This window comes from Nocardia sp. NPDC041819 (genome assembly GCF_055590505.1).
On the sequence record NZ_JBVJAP010000012.1, the window covers coordinates 104,879 to 122,703 of the forward strand.

16 protein-coding genes are annotated in these 17,825 nt (G+C 69.3%); 7 read left to right on the forward strand and 9 right to left on the reverse strand.

The genetic code is table 11. The features are described 5' to 3' along the window. Positions 1-59: 59 nt before the first annotated feature. Complete coding sequence (gene ilvD, locus ACZ6DL_RS28260; RefSeq protein WP_466055608.1) at positions 60-1,766, reverse strand: dihydroxy-acid dehydratase; 1,707 nt, start codon at positions 1,764-1,766, stop codon at positions 60-62. Positions 1,767-1,896: 130 nt separating this feature from the next. Here ilvD and ACZ6DL_RS28265 point away from each other — a divergent pair, with 130 nt between their 5' ends. Beyond that, entirely contained in the window at positions 1,897-2,277 is a 381-nt protein-coding gene (locus ACZ6DL_RS28265; RefSeq protein WP_393236781.1) for a helix-turn-helix domain-containing protein, read from the forward strand. Here ACZ6DL_RS28265 and ACZ6DL_RS28270 read toward each other — a convergent pair. The 4 genes from ACZ6DL_RS28270 to ACZ6DL_RS28285 all read right to left on the reverse strand — a co-directional run bounded on the left by ACZ6DL_RS28270 (position 2,274) and on the right by ACZ6DL_RS28285 (position 6,492). Further along, a complete protein-coding gene (locus tag ACZ6DL_RS28270; protein ID WP_466055610.1) occupies positions 2,274-2,867 on the reverse strand; it encodes a ClpP family protease in 594 nt (197 codons plus the stop codon). The two genes, ACZ6DL_RS28265 and ACZ6DL_RS28270, sit on opposite strands and share 4 nt — an antisense overlap. Positions 2,868-3,087: 220 nt before the next feature. Beyond that, the gene (locus ACZ6DL_RS28275; RefSeq protein ID WP_466055612.1) at positions 3,088-3,693 is read right to left on the reverse strand and encodes a ClpP family protease; all 606 of its coding nucleotides are present in this window, start codon (positions 3,691-3,693) and stop codon (positions 3,088-3,090) included. 201 nt (positions 3,694-3,894) lie between these two features. Beyond that, positions 3,895-5,481, reverse strand: a complete 1,587-nt coding sequence (locus ACZ6DL_RS28280) for a hypothetical protein (protein WP_466055614.1) — start codon at positions 5,479-5,481, stop codon at positions 3,895-3,897. 420 nt (positions 5,482-5,901) lie between these two features. Continuing rightward, positions 5,902-6,492, reverse strand: a complete 591-nt coding sequence (locus ACZ6DL_RS28285; protein ID WP_466055615.1) for a TetR/AcrR family transcriptional regulator — start codon at positions 6,490-6,492, stop codon at positions 5,902-5,904. Positions 6,493-6,583: 91 nt separating this feature from the next. Here ACZ6DL_RS28285 and ACZ6DL_RS28290 point away from each other — a divergent pair, with 91 nt between their 5' ends. Both ACZ6DL_RS28290 and ACZ6DL_RS28295 read left to right on the forward strand, forming a co-directional pair. Continuing rightward, positions 6,584-7,792, forward strand: coding sequence for an acyl-CoA dehydrogenase family protein (locus ACZ6DL_RS28290; RefSeq protein ID WP_466055617.1), 1,209 nt, complete (start codon positions 6,584-6,586; stop codon positions 7,790-7,792). A gap of 53 nt (positions 7,793-7,845) precedes the next feature. Beyond that, positions 7,846-8,844, forward strand: coding sequence for a phosphotransferase family protein (locus tag ACZ6DL_RS28295; RefSeq protein ID WP_466055791.1), 999 nt, complete (start codon positions 7,846-7,848; stop codon positions 8,842-8,844). A gap of 16 nt (positions 8,845-8,860) precedes the next feature. Here ACZ6DL_RS28295 and ACZ6DL_RS28300 read toward each other — a convergent pair whose 3' ends face one another. Further along, a complete protein-coding gene (locus tag ACZ6DL_RS28300; RefSeq protein WP_466055619.1) occupies positions 8,861-10,081 on the reverse strand; it encodes a lipase family protein in 1,221 nt (406 codons plus the stop codon). A 166-nt stretch (positions 10,082-10,247) separates the two neighbouring features. Next, on the reverse strand, positions 10,248-10,832 hold the full coding sequence (locus ACZ6DL_RS28305) for a DUF8176 domain-containing protein (protein WP_466055621.1): 585 nt from the start codon (positions 10,830-10,832) through the stop codon (positions 10,248-10,250). A gap of 435 nt (positions 10,833-11,267) precedes the next feature. Between ACZ6DL_RS28305 and ACZ6DL_RS28310 the strand changes: the two genes are divergently transcribed. Beyond that, positions 11,268-11,591 (forward strand): YbjQ family protein, encoded by a 324-nt coding sequence (locus tag ACZ6DL_RS28310; protein WP_217999093.1) that lies wholly within the window; start codon positions 11,268-11,270, stop codon positions 11,589-11,591. A gap of 6 nt (positions 11,592-11,597) precedes the next feature. Here the strand turns inward: ACZ6DL_RS28310 and ACZ6DL_RS28315 are convergent, their stop codons facing one another. Beyond that, positions 11,598-12,407, reverse strand: a complete 810-nt coding sequence (locus tag ACZ6DL_RS28315) for an APH(3'') family aminoglycoside O-phosphotransferase (RefSeq protein ID WP_466055623.1) — start codon at positions 12,405-12,407, stop codon at positions 11,598-11,600. A gap of 134 nt (positions 12,408-12,541) precedes the next feature. Here ACZ6DL_RS28315 and ACZ6DL_RS28320 point away from each other — a divergent pair, with 134 nt between their 5' ends. Both ACZ6DL_RS28320 and ACZ6DL_RS28325 read left to right on the forward strand, forming a co-directional pair. Continuing rightward, the gene (locus ACZ6DL_RS28320) at positions 12,542-13,042 is read left to right on the forward strand and encodes a MarR family winged helix-turn-helix transcriptional regulator (protein ID WP_466055625.1); all 501 of its coding nucleotides are present in this window, start codon (positions 12,542-12,544) and stop codon (positions 13,040-13,042) included. A gap of 9 nt (positions 13,043-13,051) precedes the next feature. Beyond that, complete coding sequence (locus tag ACZ6DL_RS28325; protein ID WP_466055627.1) at positions 13,052-15,622, forward strand: MFS transporter; 2,571 nt, start codon at positions 13,052-13,054, stop codon at positions 15,620-15,622. A gap of 288 nt (positions 15,623-15,910) precedes the next feature. Here the strand turns inward: ACZ6DL_RS28325 and ACZ6DL_RS28330 are convergent, their stop codons facing one another. Then, the gene (locus tag ACZ6DL_RS28330; RefSeq protein WP_466055629.1) at positions 15,911-16,930 is read right to left on the reverse strand and encodes a crotonase/enoyl-CoA hydratase family protein; all 1,020 of its coding nucleotides are present in this window, start codon (positions 16,928-16,930) and stop codon (positions 15,911-15,913) included. Positions 16,931-17,037: 107 nt separating this feature from the next. On the opposite strand from ACZ6DL_RS28330, the gene ACZ6DL_RS28335 reads away from it, so the two are divergent. Then, entirely contained in the window at positions 17,038-17,637 is a 600-nt protein-coding gene (locus tag ACZ6DL_RS28335; RefSeq protein ID WP_466055630.1) for a TetR/AcrR family transcriptional regulator, read from the forward strand. Positions 17,638-17,825 lie beyond the last annotated feature (188 nt).

Below are 17,825 nucleotides of genomic sequence, written 5' to 3' on the forward strand. Positions count from 1 at the left end.
GGACCCGAGGCAGGGCGCAGCCACGTAGCGATCGGCCGGACGATCGTCCAGGAAGGCGCTCAGTCGCAGACGGCCCCGATCGAGGCCGAGCCCACCAGCTTGGTGTACTTGGCCAGGACGCCGCGGGTGTAGCGAGGCGGCAGGGGTTTCCAGCCTTCGCGGCGGCGGGCGAGTTCGTCGGCGTCGACCAGCAGGTCGAGGGTGCCCGCCGCGACGTCGAGGCGGATCGGGTCGCCGTGGCGCACGAAGGCGATCGGGCCGCCGTCCACGGCTTCCGGCGCGACGTGCCCGACACACAGGCCGGTGGTGCCGCCGGAGAAGCGTCCGTCGGTGAGCAGCAGGACGTCCTTACCCAGTCCCGCGCCTTTGATGGCGGCGGTGATGGCCAGCATCTCACGCATCCCCGGACCGCCTTTCGGGCCCTCGTACCGGATGACGACCACGTCACCCGCCGCGATCGTGCCGTCCTCGAGGGCGTCCATCGCTGCTCGTTCCCGGTCGAAAACGCGGGCCGTGCCGGTGAATACGTCGGAGTCGAAGCCCGCCGACTTGACGACGGCGCCATCCGGCGCGAGCGAACCGGACAGGATGGTGATGCCACCGGTCGGATGGATCGGCGACGCCATCGCCCGGATCACCTTGCCGTCGGGATCCGGCGGGGCGATGTGGGCCAGGTTCTCCGCCACCGTCTTTCCCGTCACGGTCAGGCAGTCGCCGTGCAGCAACCCGGCATCGAGCAAAGCCTTCATCATGACCGGCACGCCGCCGATCCGGTCCACGTCGGTCATCACGTGCTTACCGAAGGGTTTGACGTCGGCGAGGTGCGGCACGCGGCGGCCGACGCGCGCGAAATCGTCCAGCGACAGATCGACGTTCGCCTCGTGCGCGATGGCCAGCAGGTGTAGCACCGCGTTGGTGGAGCCGCCGAACGCCATGACGACCGCGATCGCGTTCTCGAAGGCGGGTTTGGTGAGAATGTCGGAGGGGGTGATGCCCTGCCGGATCAACTCGATCACGGCCTCGCCGCTGCGGCGGGCGTAACCGTCGCGGCGACGGTCGGTCGCGGGCGGCGCCGCGCTGCCGGGCAGCGACATGCCCAGCGCTTCGGCCGCGCTGGCCATGGTGTTGGCGGTGTACATGCCGCCGCAGGCGCCCTCGCCGGGGCAGATCGCCCGTTCGATGGCGGCGACGTCCTCGCGGCTCATCAGCCCGCGGGCGCAGGCGCCGACCGCTTCGAACGCGTCGATGATCGTCACCTCGCGCTCGCTGCCGTCGGAGAGCTTGGCGATGCCGGGCAGGATCGACCCCGCGTACAGGAACACGCTCGCCAGGTTCAACCGGGCCGCGGCCATCAGCATCCCGGGCAGCGATTTGTCGCAACCGGCCAGCAGCACCGAACCGTCGAGCCGCTCGGCCTGCATCACCGTCTCGACGCTGTCGGCGATCACCTCACGCGAAACCAAGGAGAAATGCATTCCCTCGTGACCCATGGAGATGCCGTCGGAGACCGAGATGGTGCCGAACTGCATGGGGAAGCCGCCGCCGGAGAAGACGCCGTCCTTACAGCCTCGGGCGAGCCGGTCCAGGGACAGATTGCAGGGAGTGATCTCGTTCCACGAGGAGGCCACGCCGATCTGCGGCTTCTCCCAGTCGTCGTCGCCCATGCCGACCGCGCGCAGCATCCCTCGGGCGGCGGTCTTCTCCAGGCCGTCGGTGACGTCGCGGCTGCGCGGCTTGAGATCGGAGACCTTCGAATTCTCGGGCATGGTTTCCCATCATGCTCGCCTCCGCTCGGATTACGACGGCGACCACGCCGAATCCGCCCATATCGCCGCACTCGTCCGCCCAGAGCGTAATGCCGGGCAGACCCACGCGCCGGGACCGTACGCTCTGCTCATGAGCGAGCACCCGAGACTTCACTCGATTCCCGGTGGACGCGACGACCGGCCGCAGGTTCCGCCGACGCCGCCGGAACCCCTGTGGCGCGAGGTGCTCGGCGAACAGTTGCGCACCCTGCGGCAGGACCGCAGCGAGACACTGGTCGAAACCGCCCGGCGGGCAGGCATTTCCCCGCAGTACCTGTCCGAGGTGGAGCGGGGCCGCAAGGAGCCGTCGAGCGAGATGATCGCCGCCCTGGCCGGATCTCTCGGCACCACGCTGGGTGACCTCATCGGCCAGGTGGCGGACGATCTTCGCGCCCGGCGCCGGATCGCCTTCTTGCAGCGGTCGGCGCCGCGTTCCGGCGCGGGGCCCACGCTCATGGCCCTGGCGGCCTAGTCCCGCCGCCCCAAGACCTGGTCGACGAGGCCGTATTCCACCGCGGCCGAGGCGGTGAAGACCCGGTCCCGGTCGGTGTCGCGCCGGAGCCGCTCCACTGTCTGCCCGGTGTGCCTCGACAGGATCGACTCGATCTCCGCCCGCATCCGCACCAGCTCGTCGGCCTGCAGGATCAGATCGGGGATCGTTCCCTGCCCGCGCGCGGCGGGTTGGTGCAGGACCGCCCTGGCGTGCGGGAGCATGGCGCGGCGGCCGGGCTCACCGCCCGCCAGCAACACCGCACCGACCGCGATCGCCTGACCGACGCAGGTGGTCTGCACAGGTGAGTGGATGTGCTGCATGGTGTCGTACACCGCGAGCATGGAGGGCAGATCCCCGCCCTCGCAGTTGATGTAGAGGTTGATCTCCTGCTCAGGGCTCTCCGATTCCAGGTGCAGCAGCTGCGCGATGAGCGCGTTGGCCACGCCCGAATCGATGGGCGTACCGAGGTAGACGATGCGCTCGGCGAGCAGGTGGGAGTAGATGTCGGTGATCCGCTCGCCGCCGCGCGGGTGCTGCGCGATCACATTCGGAATGGTGTAAGTGCTCATACTGTGTCCCTTCCGGCACGAGCGGGGCCCTGCGTGGTCACGCTGCGCTGCCTCCTCCGGGCCTGACCGCTCATGCGGTATCCACTTCCGGCACGAGCGGGGCCCTGCGTGGTCACGCTGCGCTGCCGCCTCCGGGCCTGACCGCTCATGCGGTGTCCACTTCCGGCACGAGCGGGGCCCTGCGTGGTCACGCTGCGCTGCCGCCTCCGGGCCTGACCGCTCATGCCGAGATCCCGATTCGCTGGCGTTGCGGGACGATCTGCCCGAACGAGTCGACGATGTGGTCGATGAAGCCGTACTCCTTGGCTTGCGTGGCGGTGAACCAGCGGTCGTGCAGCGAATCCTCGTAGATCCGGTCGAACGGCTGGCCGGTGTCCTCGGCGATGATGCCGAGCACCGTGTCGACGGTGTAGCGCAGATCGTCGGCCTGGACCTCGACGTCGACGGCGCTGCCGCCGATGCCCGCCGATCCCTGGTGCATCAGCACCCGGGCGTGCGGCAGGGCGAAACGCCTGCCCTTGCTCCCCGACGACAGCAGGAACTGCCCCGCGCTGCAGGCCAATCCGAGCGCGAGCGTGGAGACTTCACACGGCACCAGCCGCATCACGTCGCGGATGGCGAGCATCGAGGGAACCGATCCGCCCGGCGAATGGATCCACAGCGAGATGCCCGCGTCCGGGTCCTCGGCGGCGAGTGTGAGCAGCTGGGTCATCAGCAGCGTCCCGTTGTCGTCGTCGAGCGCACCGTCGAGCACGACTATGCGGCGGCTGAGCAGTTGTTCGCGCGCCCGCCAGCTGAACATCGGGGTCTTGTCATCGTGAGCCATGGCTCCACGGTGCCGGACACGGGGCGCCGAACCGCTCCCTCGCTGCCCTCGGCAGATCCGCTCTCAGCAGCCGAGCCACGGTCCGCCGACGCCGTGAGCGGCCTCCTGACCACAGCGGCGACCCGATCCCGAGTAGTGCTCCGAAGACGCCGATGCCCGCCCACGCGCAGGGCGCGGGCGGGCATCGTCGAAGAGAGCTCGCTAGGACTCGCGGCCCGCTGTCGAAGCGGAACGCTGCCTGCTCGCCGCGCGAGCGCGGCGGCGTTCGGCCTGCAACTCGGCGAGTTCCTGCTCCAGGATGTCGGCGACGCGGAACGAACCGGTGTCGTAGATGTCCGGGGTGCGGGCCGTCGGCGGCTGCGCGATGTCGGGCTTCGCAGTGTCCTTGCCGTTCTTGGGCTCCGGCGCCGGACCGTCGCTCTTCACCTCGGCCGACGGACGCCGGGTGACCGCCGGGAGTTCGGCCGTCGGGACCTCCGCCTCGGAGACCGTGGTGTTCGGCTTGGCCGCAGACGGCTGCCGGACGACCACCTTCGCCGCGGCGGGCTCTTCCACGGGCACCCGCGTGGCCGGCAGATCCTCGGACTTGGCCGCCGGAGCCGGTGCGGACGCGACAGGCTCGCTCGCGACGAGCTTCTTGCCGTTGGTCGAGGGCGCGTGGCCGTTGGCGGCGATCGTGACCTCGGCGTCCTCGACCTTCACCGGCTTCGTCGGACGCGTTTGGAAGACTTCCATCGCGTCGAGGTCTTCGATGGACTCGGGCAGCACCGGCTTACGCGGCGTCTCGACCGGCGGCCGCTTCTTCTCGACCTGCACCACGACCTCGGGCTGCTCTTCGAATTCCACCTGCGCGCCGTTGGTTTCGACGGCCTCCACCGCCTCCGGCTCGACGACCTCCACCGGGGCCGCCGCCACGACGGGCTGCGGTTCGGGGATCACGTGCTCATGCGGGATGCCCGGAGCCTCCGGCGCCACCGGCATCCGGTATCGGGGCAGCGTGAGCCGGATCTGCTCGGCCGGGTCGGGCAGGTCGCGGACCTGCTCGGTGGCCCTGGCGATGGCGAGGCCGTAGCGGGCGCTGGCCGCGTCGTGGATGAGCAGCGCGACACCGATCATCACCGGCGCGATGGCGTGCACGGCGGCGTCGTACCAGGCGCCGGCGCGCAGGTAGGGGTAGGTGTTGAGGCTGACGGTCAAGGCCAGCAGGGCCATTTCGGCGGTCGCGACCTGGCGGCGGTTGTCCACCACGCCCCATTCGGCGACCTTGTTGGTGCCGATCATGATGATGATCAGGCAGACGCTGATCATGCCTTCGAGCAGGTAGCTGAACCAGTACAGCGGATCGGTCGCGCCACCGGGAGCGATGTTGTGCTGGACGTTGACCGCCGACCACAGCATGCCCGCCGCGACGACACCGGCCAGCGCGCGCAGCGACCACGACCGATGCCGGTAGAGCGAGGCCAGCTTCGCGTGCGGACTGGATTCGCGTCGTTGCGCGGCAATCGCCTTGCGGGCGAGCAGGAGGTCTCGCATGTCGGCCTTCTCGATCGCTTCGGTGGTCTGCCTGGCGCGGTCGGATGCCGCGGCGGCAGCCTGCGCCTCTTTCCAGCGCTGTCCGCGCTCCTGGGTGCGAATCCGTTCGGCGAGCTCACGTTCGGCATACAGTTCGTCCTCCGACAGCGCCTCGGTCAGCGCCGGATCGAACTGGTAGGCGAGCCGTCCGCGGGCCTTCTCGACCCGCCTCGCCAGCTGTGTAACCTCGTCCTCGATGGGATGTTCGATGACCATCAGCGCTCCCCGCACGGGAGAGTCGATGGCAGACAAGTGATCACGTATGGCAACGGCACGTTTCATTCATAGTCGATCCACCGCTACTGGCGAAACTGTTCATTTGCCATCTCACCCAACTATTCGGCGCGCCGCGGACGACACACGCGGCATGAGGTGATTTCCCGCGGGTCGCGGGCACTTCTTCGCCACCGCGCACCAGACCATTGATCACTCTATGCTGGAGTGGCGCGCTTTCCCTTCGCGGCGGCGCGTGCGCTCCCGCAGCGCGTTCGGATACGCCGGTGCCGCCGAGATTCGCCCCTCGGCGGCACCGGACCGGCCGATCTCCGCACCGGCCCTATGGCCGCGGACATTTTCGGTGCACTCCCCGAATCGCGGATGAGTTTCGCAGGGCAATTCCCAGGGCGGGCGAACCGCTCAGCTTTCGGCGTCCACCGAGTCGAGCACCCGGGTCAACGTGTCGAACAGCAGCCGGTCCAGCCGGTCCTGGTCTACGTCGTCGCGCGACAACCACTGCACCGTGAGGTCCTCGGCCATGGCCCACCACGATCGCACCACCAGGCGCTCGGCGGTCGACCGCGCGGGCCTGCCGAGCGCGGCGAACACCCGATCGGTCAGCTCGTCGTGCATCCGCTCCATGATCGACTCGAGCACCGGATCCTGCCCGGCGGCGCGAAGCAGCCCCACCAGCGGTCCACTGCGCCTGCGCATGTAGCCGACGAAATTGGCGATCATCGACGCGAGCGGGTCGGCCGCGTCCGGGTCGGGGCCGGTACCGCGCAGGAATCGCTGCGAGGCGGCGTGCACGAGCTGCGCGTAGTAGTCCTGCTTGGTCGGGAAATAGTGGAAGAGCAGTCCGCGTGAGATGCCCGCCTGCTGCGCGACCGCGTCGATGGTGATCTGGTGCCAGGGGCGATCGATCAGCATGCCCAGACCGATGCCGATCAGTTGTCTGCGCCGGTCGTCCGCCGAGCGGCGGCCGCTGGCCTGCACGGCAACCTCGGTCATCCACCCTCCTCTATTGAGCAATGCTCAACAATATGCTACCAATGAACTCGACCGGAAGTTGAGCAATGCTCAGCGAGCCTCGAGGATGGGTATGGATTTCACGCATTCCGACCGAGCCGTCCGCCTCACCGACCAGGTGCGGCAGTTCGTGCGCGACGAGATCGAGCCGCGCGACGAGGAGCACGCGGCCGCCCTGCGGGAATCGCCATGGGCGGTACCGCCGGTGGTCGAAGAGCTGAAGCAGAAGGCGCGGGCGGCGGGTCTGTGGAACCTCTTCCTCCCCGATCCGGAACTCGGGGCGGGCCTGAGCAACGTCGAGTACGCGCCGATGGCCGAGGTGATGGGGGCCTCCGGCTGGGCGTCGGAGGTGTTCAACTGCAACGCGCCCGATACCGGTAATGCCGAGGTCCTGCTGCACTACGGCAGCGCCGAGCAGCGGCAGCAGTGGTTGCGGCCGCTGCTGGACGGCACGATCCGCTCGGCGTTCTGCATGACCGAACCCGAGGTCGCCTCCTCGGACGCGACCAATATGGCCGCGACCGCCGTGGTCGACGGCGAGGAGATCGTGCTCAACGGCCGCAAGTGGTGGAGCACCGGCATCGGCCATCCGAACTGCGCGTTCGTCATCTTCATGGGCCTCACCGACCCGGAGGCGCACCCGTATCAGCGGCACTCCATGGTGCTGGTCCCGCTGGACACGCCCGGCGTGCGGGTCGAACGGATGCTCAGCACCTTCGGCTACCTGGACGAGCCCTTCGGCCACGGCGAGGTCACCTTCACCGACGTGCGCCTTCCGCTGGACGCCGTGATCGCCGGGCCGGGGCGCGGATTCGAGATCGCCCAGGGCCGCCTCGGCCCCGGCCGCATCCACCACTGCATGCGCGCCATCGGCCTGGCCGAGCGCGCGCTCGAACTGGCCTGCCGCCGCGCCCTGTCGCGCACGGCGTTCGGAAAGCCGCTGGCCAACCTCGGCGGGAACCGGGAGCGGATCGCCAACGCGCGCGTCGCGATCGACCAGGCGCGGCTGCTCGTCCTGCACACCGCCTGGCTGCTGGACACCAAGGGACTGGCCGGCGCGCGCAGCGAGGTCTCCCAGATCAAGGCGGTCGTGCCGCGGATGACCCAAGAGGTGCTGGACATGGCGATCCAGTTGCACGGCGGCGCGGGCCTTTCCGACGATTTCCCGCTGGCGCGCGCATTCGCGGGCATTCGTTCGCTGCGCTTCGCCGATGGTCCCGACGAGGTGCACCTCGGCGTGATCGCCCGGCAGGAGCTGCGCAAGTACGGAACCGACCGGTGAACGCCGCGGACGCCGCCGCCGTCCGCGCGGAGGACGCCTTCGACGTCGCCGCGATGCACGCCTGGCTCGCCGAGCAGGTGCCCGGTCTGAGCGAGCCCCCCGAGGTGCGCCAATTCTCCGGAGGCGCGTCCAATCTGACGTATCTGCTGCGCTACCCGGATCGCGACTTGATCCTGCGCCGCCCGCCCGGCGGCACCAAGGCGGCTTCGGCGCACGATATGGGCCGCGAATTCCTGGTGCAGCAGCGGTTGCGCCCGCACTACCGCTATGTGCCGCGGATGGTGGCTCGCTGCGCCGATCCGGAGGTGATCGGCAGCGAGTTCTACGTGATGGAGCGCGTGGCGGGCACCATCCTGCGCGGCGATCTCCCCGTCGGCACCAGCCTGTCCCCGGACCAGGCGCGACGGTTGTCCACTACGGCTTTCGACTGCCTGATCGAATTGCACGAAGTGGACCCGGTCGCGGCCGGTCTCACCGGAATCGGCAAGGGCGCCGGTTATGTCGCCCGCCAGGTCGCGGGCTGGTCGCGGCGTTTCGTGGACGCCCGCACCGACAATGTCAGCGATTTCGCCGCGGTGATGGCCTGGCTCGACGCCAACCAGCCCGCGGACGTCGCCACCACCGTCATCCACAACGACTTCCGGCTCGACAATCTGGTGCTGGACCCTGCGGGCTCGGGCGCGATCGTCGGCGTGCTGGACTGGGAGATGGCGACCCTGGGCGATCCCCTGATGGATCTCGGCGGGGCGCTGGCCTACTGGGTGCAGGCGGACGATGACGAGGTCATGCGCGCTTCCCGCCGCCAGCCGAGTCACCTGCCGGGCATGCTGACCCGCGCGCAGATCGTCGAGCACTATTGCGCGCGCACCGGCCGCTCGGCCGGGAACTGGCCGTTCTACGAGGTCTTCGGATTGTTCCGCCTGGCCGTCATCGCCCAGCAGATCTACTACCGCTATCACCACGGCCAGACCACGAACCCGGCGTTCAAGGACTTCTGGACGCTGATCAACTACCTGGACTGGCGCTGCCGGAAGGTCGCCGGGCTCGAGTAGGGCGGTTCGGAGACCCTCATCGCCCGAGCGCGATGGAGCCCATATCGGTGACGGTGCAGTTGTCCTGCACCGGCACTCCCGCGAACCGGTCGCGCAGCCAAGCGATCACGCGGTTCTCGGCGAGTGTGTTGAGGGTCAGGTGTTCGCTCGCGTGGTCGCGGATGTAGGTGACTCGCGCGGCGGGATCGCGGCAGTAGCTGGAGGCGAGCGCGTCGGCGGGGCCGATGGGGACGAGCCAGTCGGCGGTCGCGTGGTAGAGGAAGACCGGGGTGTCGGGGACCGACTTGCCCATCCTGGTCCGGTCGAAGACCGCGCGCAGCACCGGTGTGTGCAGTATGCCGCCTTGCACCAGGCTGTCTATGTCGAGGAATGGTTCCAGCGCGGCTTGGTGCAGCACGCAACCGCGGTCTTTCGCGGTCAGTAGCTGCCGTCCGCGTGGTGTGGCGTTCGCCCACAGGTAGGCGTCCAGTTCCGGTTCCTCGCGCGCGAGACCGATGATGGCGGCCGCGACCAGACCGGCGCCGGGCCCCTTGTTCGCCTCGCGGGACAGAACTTCGAGATCGACATCGGTGCCGCCGGAGACGACGCCGACGAGATTCACCTCCGGCGCGTAGGCGCTGCGCAGTTCCGCGCCGTGCAGCGTGGGGATCGACCCTCCCGAGTATCCCCACATCGCCACCTCGGTGGCCGCTCCCGGCAGGTGCAGCGGACCGAAACGCTCCGCGGCGCGGATGCCGTCCAAGGCGATCCGCGCGGCCAGCGGGCCGTGGGCGAACGCCGAATTCGGGCCTTGATGGTCCGGCACCACGACCGTCCATCCCTGCGCCAGCAACGCCGGGGCGCTGCGCAACGGGTCGATCTGCCCGTCCACCAGACCGGCCTGCGCCGACCGGCGCACCGTGTAGGACGGCGCGCAGAACAGTCCGGTGGAATCCTCGGCGGCGTGCAGGGACACCAATTTGCCGTTCGCCGCAGAGGGTTTCAGCAATGTCGCGACGGCGGCGATGGGCTGGTCGGCGCTGTTGCCGGACCGATAGGAGACCTGCCAGGCCTCGGCGTCCAGGGCCCCGTCGAGCTGATTGGCGATGGTGACAGGCCGCGCGGCGAGGATCTCACCGGGCCGCTTCGACGCGACCAGCTCGGCGGAAGGCCGATAGAAAGGATCCTGCTCGGGCGACGCCACCACCGGAAGTTCCGGCTCCGCCGCCGACGGTGCCGCCGGCAGCGCCAGCAGCATCGAAAAGGCCGTACCGGCAAGCACACACCACCGGGCGAACACCACCGACGACCTCCCCTGGAATCGATCGCAGATGCCATGCGTTTCGCGCCGATCAACCGCCCCGGCAGTGGCATCGTAGCGAAAGCCCACCTGCGCGAACGGCACAACGGAAGATCGGCCGAACTCAGTTCGGTGCGGCGATCTTGATGATGGTGGCCTTACCGTCGGTGGTGGCCACGGTGACGAATTGGCGATAGGTGCGATTGGCGGAGTCGGGGCGCAGCTCCGTGATGACCACGTCGTAGCGTCCGTCGAGCATCGGGGTGATCATGACGCAGTGCTGCGTTCCCGTGGGCACGGAGGCGATGCCCGCGTCGATCACGGCCACCGGCGGCACCGCGGCGTCCGGCACCGTCAACGATCGCGCGACCGCTCCCGAGCGAGTCACGTAGTAGGCGTGCTGAAACGCCAGGATCACCTCCGGCCCCGACGCGGTCGAGCCGGTGCCGTTTCCGCGCACCAACTGTCCGCCTCGGGTCGGCTCGCAGCCTGGGCCACCGCCGAGCACCGGGTCCGCCACCGTGGCCGATTGCCGTGGCGCGGAGGCCGCGTCCGTGTACACCAGGACCAGCGCGGCGGCGGCGAGCGATGCGGCCAGCCCGACGCCGCCGACCAGCCAAGCGCGGCGTGGGCCGCGACGAGGGCGGCGCCGAGCGCGGGACGCCCGATGCCGGTCGCTGCGGGGCGGCGGCTCCTGTCCGGAGATCATTCCCGGCCACGTGGGCACGCGTCCGGTCCGGACCTGGCCTCGGCGGGCGCGTCGGCCGCCGGGCTCGGACGTGTTCGACGACATGATCTCGCCGCACCCCCTTTTACCGGTGCCTACTCGGCCACCGTGGGTTCCCTCTCAATGCCGTTGCGCAATAACAACATTGCATATCTCCACGGATTCTGTCGGTCGAATGCTCAACAGAAGAGCCCGAATCGCGGCGCGGCGGTCGCGGAACACGCGATGCCGGCTGATCAGGACCGGGCGGTCGGTACGGTTCCGGACCGGCGGGCATGCCTCGGCCGCAACGGAATCGCCGCCGCCCGTAGCATCCCGCACATGAGCCAGCCGCCGCAGCCGTACTCGCAATATCCCGCGCACCAGCACCCACCCCAGCCGTATCCCCCGCCACCGCCACCCGGACCGCAGTTCCCGATCCTGGTCTCCACCATGAACGACGTGCCCGGCCAGGAGATCGTCCGGGTGTTCGGCGAGGTCGCCGGACTCACCGTGCGCAGCCGCAGCTTCGGGTCGAACTTCAGCGCCGGTTTCCGTTCGCTGGGCGGCGGGGAGATTCCCGAGTACACCCAGCTGCTCTACCAATCTCGGCACGAGGCGATCATGCGGATGTGCCAGCACGCGATGTCGTTCGGCGCGAACGCGGTCATCGCCATGCGCTTCGACTGCAACGAGATCGCGGGCACCATGAGCGAGGTGGCGGCCTACGGCACCGCGGTACTGCTTCAGCCCGCGACGTGACTCGGGCTATCCCCAGGTGAGCGGATCCAGATGGAGGAAGAACCGCTGCCGCTCGGCATCCAGATCGATGCCGTAGCGATCGGCGAAGACGCGGTCGGCGTTTCCGGCGCGCCGCTCGTCCTGCCACGACTCCCGAGCGTTGGCCAACAGCAGAGCGATATCGGCGTACGGATCGGCGATGCCGAGGCGGCCGAGATCGACGAATCCGGCGACGGTGTGCGTTTCCGGATCGAGGATGATGTTCGGCAGGCACAGATCGCCGTGGCAGACCACCGCTTCGGCGGACTCCTGCGTCATCCTGGGCTCCAACCGGGTGGCCAGCCTGGTGAGCAGGACGGTGGGCGGAGTGTCCTGCTGCTCCTCGGGAAGGAACTCGGTGCGCACCGCACCCCGGACCACCACATCCTGGGCGATCGCGAACATCCGCGCCAGGCCACGGTCGAACGGGCACTCCGCGGTGGGTAGATCGTGCAGGCGCCGCACCGTGTCCGCGATGGAATCCCATGCGAGCGCGAGATCTTGCGCGGAAACGGCGTTCGCGGGCACACCGGGCACGGCGCTGGTGACCAAGCAGGCGCCGTCGCCATCGGGCCGCCAGTCCAGTACCCGAGGGCCGGGTATATCGTGGCCGTCGAGCCAGGTGATCTTGTCCCGCTCCAGCGCGAGGGCGGCGACCTCGCCGGGGGCGACGCACTTGGCGTAGCGGGACCCGTCGGCGGACCGGAAAACCGGGGCGCCGGACTCCCCGCCGCCGACCGGCTCCCATCGGCAATCGGACGGCAGGGCTGCGCGGAAGCGAACAAGCGGCTCGGACACGCCATCGACGGTAGCAACGCGACTCGCGAGTGGCCCACCGCGCAGACCTCTGGCAACCCGGATGTATAGTTGCTCAAAGCAACTAGTTGTGGTTGCTAATCAAATCTGCTGGTGGGGAACATCGAGGTGGTGTCATGTCCGCAACCGCTCGCGAGCGCCGGGTCACGGCGGCCGAACTCGCGGCCGCCGACGAACTCGGTCAGCGACTGGTCCGGTTCATGCGCGCGGTCAACCGGGCGAAGTGGCTGCCCGCTAGGCCCGGTCCGGACGGCCTGGAACGACTCGCCTACTCCGTGCTCTTCTGCCTGGTGCACGAGGGACCACAGCGCGCGGGCAGGCTCGCCGAATTGCTGCACACCGAGGCATCGACCATCAGCAGACAGAGCAGATCACTCGTGGCGCACGGCCTGGTGGAGCGCCGGGCCGACCCGGTCGACGGCCGCGCGTGCGTGCTGGCGGCCACCGCGGAAGGCGTTCGCGTCTTCGAGGAGAACCGCGCACTGCGCAACCGGTGGCTGGCCGACATCCTGGCCGACTGGCCCGCGACCGACCGCGACACCTTGACCGCACTGCTCGACCGGCTCGCCGCAGGAATAGAGACCACCACTCCCCGACACCACGCCGATCCGAAATAGGGCTCATTCATGACGAACTCCACCACCCGGGCTCCGCGGAACCCGGACGCAGGCGCGGACACGTCACTGTCGCACCGGCAGATCCTGACCATCCTGTCCGGGCTGTTGCTCGGCATGTTCCTGGCCGCGCTCGACCAGAACATCGTCAGCGTCGCGATCGTCAAGATCGCCAACGATCTGCACGGTTTCGACGAGCAGGCGTGGGCGACCACCGCTTACCTGATCACCGCGACGATCACCACGCCGCTATACGGCAAACTGGCCGACATCTACGGCCGCAAACCGTTCTATCTCACGGCGATCGGACTGTTCGTCATCGGCTCGGTGGCGTGCACCTTCGCCGACTCGATGTACCAGCTCGCCGCGTTCCGCGCGTTCCAGGGCCTGGGCGCGGGCGGACTGATGTCGCTGGCGTTCACCATCATCGGCGATATCGTCCCGGTGCGGGAACGGGTGCGCTATCAGGGCTATTTCATGATGGTCTTCGGCACCGCGACGGTGCTCGGCCCGGTGCTCGGCGGCTTCTTCTCCGACTACGAAGAACTCGGCGGCATCGAGGGCTGGCGGTGGGTGTTCCTAGTGAACGTCCCGGTCGGCCTGCTGGCCCTGCTCGTGGTGGCCAAGGTGCTCAACGTGCCGCATCAGCGCCAGCACCACCGGATCGACTGGTTCGGCGCGCTGACGCTGACGATCGGCGTGGTACCGCTGCTGATCGTCGCCGAACAGGGACGCCACTGGGGATGGTCGTCGGAGAAGTCGCTGCTCTGCTACGGCATCGGGGCGGCGGGGCTGGCGCTGTTCGTCCTGGTGGAGTTCCTGATGAAGGACTCGGCGCTGATCCCCTTGCGGCTGTTCCGGAACTCGACCTTCAGCGTCACCATCGCCGGTGGATTCATCGTCGGTGTGGCGATGTTCGGCGCGATCACCATGGTTCCGCAGTACTTCCAGGTCGTGCGCGGCTACTCGCCGACGAAGGCGGGCCTGCTCATGTTGCCGCTGGTGCTCGGCATCACCGTCGGCTCGCAGGCGGCGGGGCGGATCACCAAGCAGACGGGACGCTACAAGATCCTGCCGGTGGCGGGCACATTCATCGTCGCGGTCGGTGCGGCCCTGTACGCGCAGGTGCACTACGACAGCCCGCTGTGGCAGCCGCTGGCGATCGGCGCGGTGATCGGGCTCGGGCTCGGCTGTTGCATGCAGACGCTGATCATCGCGGCGCAGAACGCCGGACCGCGTAAGGACATGGGTGTTTCCACCGCCGCGGCCACGTTCTTCCGGCAGATGGGCGGCACGCTCGGCGTAGCGGTGTTCCTGACCATCCTGTTCAACCTGCTGCCGAACCGGATCATCGACGCGTTCGGCGGCGCGCTGCCGCCCGGGTTCGGCGCCGACCAGCTCAGCGGCATGCAGTCCAACACCAGCGGCATCGCGGCGCTGCCCGACGTGCTGAAGGTGCCGATCCTCACCGGCTTCACCGACTCCATGCACGGCGTGTTCTACACAGCGGCCGGGGTCGCGCTGCTGGCCTGCGTGGTGCTGATGTTCATGAAGGAGATTCCGCTGCAGGACGCTCCGGCGCCTGTCGCGCAGACGCCGCTCGAGGAGCCGGAAGCCGCCGAGTCGCACTGGGACGCGGATCGGGTCTGGGAAGGCGCCGCGCAGGCGCTGTCGGAGCCGGAACCGGTGCTCGCCGCGGCCGCGGGCGGCTACGGCGCGGGCGATCCCGCGAGCAACGGCGCACACCGGCGCGAACCTCGGGCGAGCTTCGACAGCGCTGAGCACGAAGGGCGTTCGCTCAGCGGCTATGTCCATCGCGAGGACGGCCGTCCGGTGCCCGCGGCCGCGCTCACGCTGATCGACCAGCACGGGCGGCAGGCCGCGCGCACGGGCGGCGGCGCCGACGGCGGTTACCTCCTCGGCGCGCCCGACGCGGGCGGCTACGTGCTGATCGTCTCGGCCGCCGGGCATCAGCCCGCCGCGGTGAACGTCACCGTCGCCGACCGTCCGCAGCAACTCGACATCACCCTGCTCGGCTCCGGCGAGTTGTCCGGTGTGGTCCGGTCCGGCAGGCAAGGCGAGCCGCTGCCCGGCGCGACCATCACGCTGACCGACCTCGACGGCGAGGTGGTCGGCTCGGCCACCGCGGCGGCCGACGGCGCTTACCTGTGCCACGGCGTGGTGCCCGGCACGTACACCCTGGTCGCGGTCGCCGAACACATGCGTCCCAGCGCGGCCGCGCTGACCGTGCCGGACAGCGGGCTGCTGCACCACGACATCGAACTCACGCCGATGGCGGTGCTGGCCGGGTCGGCGTGGTCGGACGGCGGCCGGGCGGTCCCGGACGTACAGATCAGCGTGCTCGACGCCGCGGGCGTGCCGACCGCGACGACGCGCACCGACGAGAACGGGCGTTATGTCGTCACGGATCTCGCCGAAGGCGACTACACGATCGTCGCGCGCGGGTATCCGCCGGTGACCAGCCAGGTCACGGTGAGCGGCGGCGAAGTCGCGCACGATGTGCGGCTCGGTTACAGCAGCATCGAGGAAGAGGCGACCGGAAACGTCCCGCCCGCCCGCTGACGATCCGGCGGAGCGCTCGGAAGGGGCGGTGGCGATGCGGCCACCGCCCCTTGTCGTTTCCGCTCGCGCTGATCGAGGGGCGTCGCAGCTCGCACTGGCTCCGCGATCCCGAGCCGACGGGCGCTGAGGATCTCGGTGCCGGCGACCTCGTTCGGCAGCACCGGTACACCGCCGAGGAGACGGGCGCGATGTCCTCCACCCCTGAGCTGGAGTCGATGCCCGGTTTCGCTCCTGCGCGGACCCGATGCGTCGGCCGCTGTGCGAATTTCCGCGCGGCTCAGCAGGGGTTCACTCCTGCGCCCGATGCCGTTTGTGATCGCCGAACGGCTCGTCGCGTTCCCGGACCGCCTCGCGGAAACCGGTTGTGGCGGCACGCGTCTGGAAGGCGTATCCCTCGCTGGTGTGCCGGGAGATGCCGTCGAAGACGGTGCTGATCATGCCGGAGTTGGCCACCCCCTGTGCGTACAGCGCCGAGTTGAGCGCCAGCTTGGCCATAATCAGCTGGTTGACCGGCATGCACGCGATCCGGGCGACGAATTCCTCGGTGCGCGCGTCGAGTTCGGCGGCCGGCCAGGATTCGATGGCCAGGCCCCATTCCACCGCCTGCTTCCCGGTGAGGCAGTCGCCGGTGAACAGCAGGCGCTTGGCGCGCTGGTCACCGAGGCGATGCGCCCACATGCCCGCCGCCGGGACGCCCCAGACCCGGGTGGGCGGGTAGCCGATCTTCGTGTCGTCGGCACAGATGATCTGGTCGGCGAACAGCGCGATGTCGCTGCCGCCCGCGACGGCGAAGCCGTGCAGCTTGGCCACGGTCGGCTTGTTCGCCTGCATCAGGCTGGCGAAACCGCGGTTGAACCGGCTCATCATCGCGTAGTCGATCATCGGATCCCAGGTCCGCGCCGGATCGTGATTGCGGCCCTGCACCACCGGATCGACGACCGTTCCCGCCACCTCATCGGGCCCGCCCGTCACCGCGAAACTCTGCTCGGCGAACATGCTCAGGTCGTAGCCGCCGCAGAATCCCTTGCCGCGCCCGGATACCAGGATCACGTGCACTCGCGGGTCCAGATCCGCGCGTTCGACCGCGTGTGCCAGGTCGTGCGGCGTATCGGGCGTGATCGCGTTGCCTTTCTCCGGCCGGTCGAAGGTGATGCGGGCGATGCGGCCGTCCCGCTCGTAGGTCAGCGTCCGGTACTCGCGGGCGTCGTCCGGGTCGGGGCGTCCGGCCCACGGGGTATCCGGTGTCTCGGTCCAATTGCGATACCACGCGCCCGCCCCGCTGTCGGCCTGGCTGTCACTGTCGGTCATCGCTTTCCCTTCGACGCTGGTGCGAACCGGTCTCCGCAGTCTGGCGCACCCACCATTTGACAGTCAACATTGACTGTGAAAATGTCGCGCCGACGGGAGGAGCTGGTATGGCCGGACGACGCGAGGAACAGAAGCGGGCGACCCGCGTTCGCATCCTCGATGCCGCCGCCGACCTGCTGGCCGAGCAGGGCTACCGGGCGCTGTCCACGTTGTCCGTGCAGCGGGCCGCGAGCGTGAGCCGCGGGGCGCTGCTGCATCACTTCCCGACGCTCGGCGCGTTGATCGGCGAACTGGTCGGACATCTGGTCGCACGCAACGAGGCGGCGGTGCGAGAGGTCGCGGCCGGGCTCGGCACGGGGACCGATCCCCTACGCCGCGCCTTGACCGCCCTGTACGAGTCGATGGCGCGCCCGGCGGCGCAAGCCGAGTTCGAACTGTGGGCGGCCGCGCGGACCGATCCGGCGCTTGCCGAGGCGTTGCGCGCGGCCGAACGAAAAGCCGGGCGCGACTTGCGGCGCGTGGTGGACGCACTGTTCGGTCCGGACATGGCCGCCCATCCGCGCTACCCGGCCGTCCGCGACCTCACCATCGCGATACTGCGCGGCACCGCGATGTCCCGGCCGCTGCGCACCTCCGAGCGCGCCGCCGCGGCAACCATCGATCGATGGGCGGAGGCCATGACAGTTCTTCTCGCACAGGGCCACTAGCAATCGGCGAGCGCCGATGGTGCCGAATCGGCTGTGATACGCGTCACTTCAGACTCCGATTGTGCACTCTCCCACACTGTCGCTATCCTGGCTGCACTTTGAGACCAACGAGTCTCAATGCAGCCTTCGACGGGGCCGGGTCCGACCACCGCACGGCGCCCGCCGAGGCCGATTCCTGCCGGGGAGCG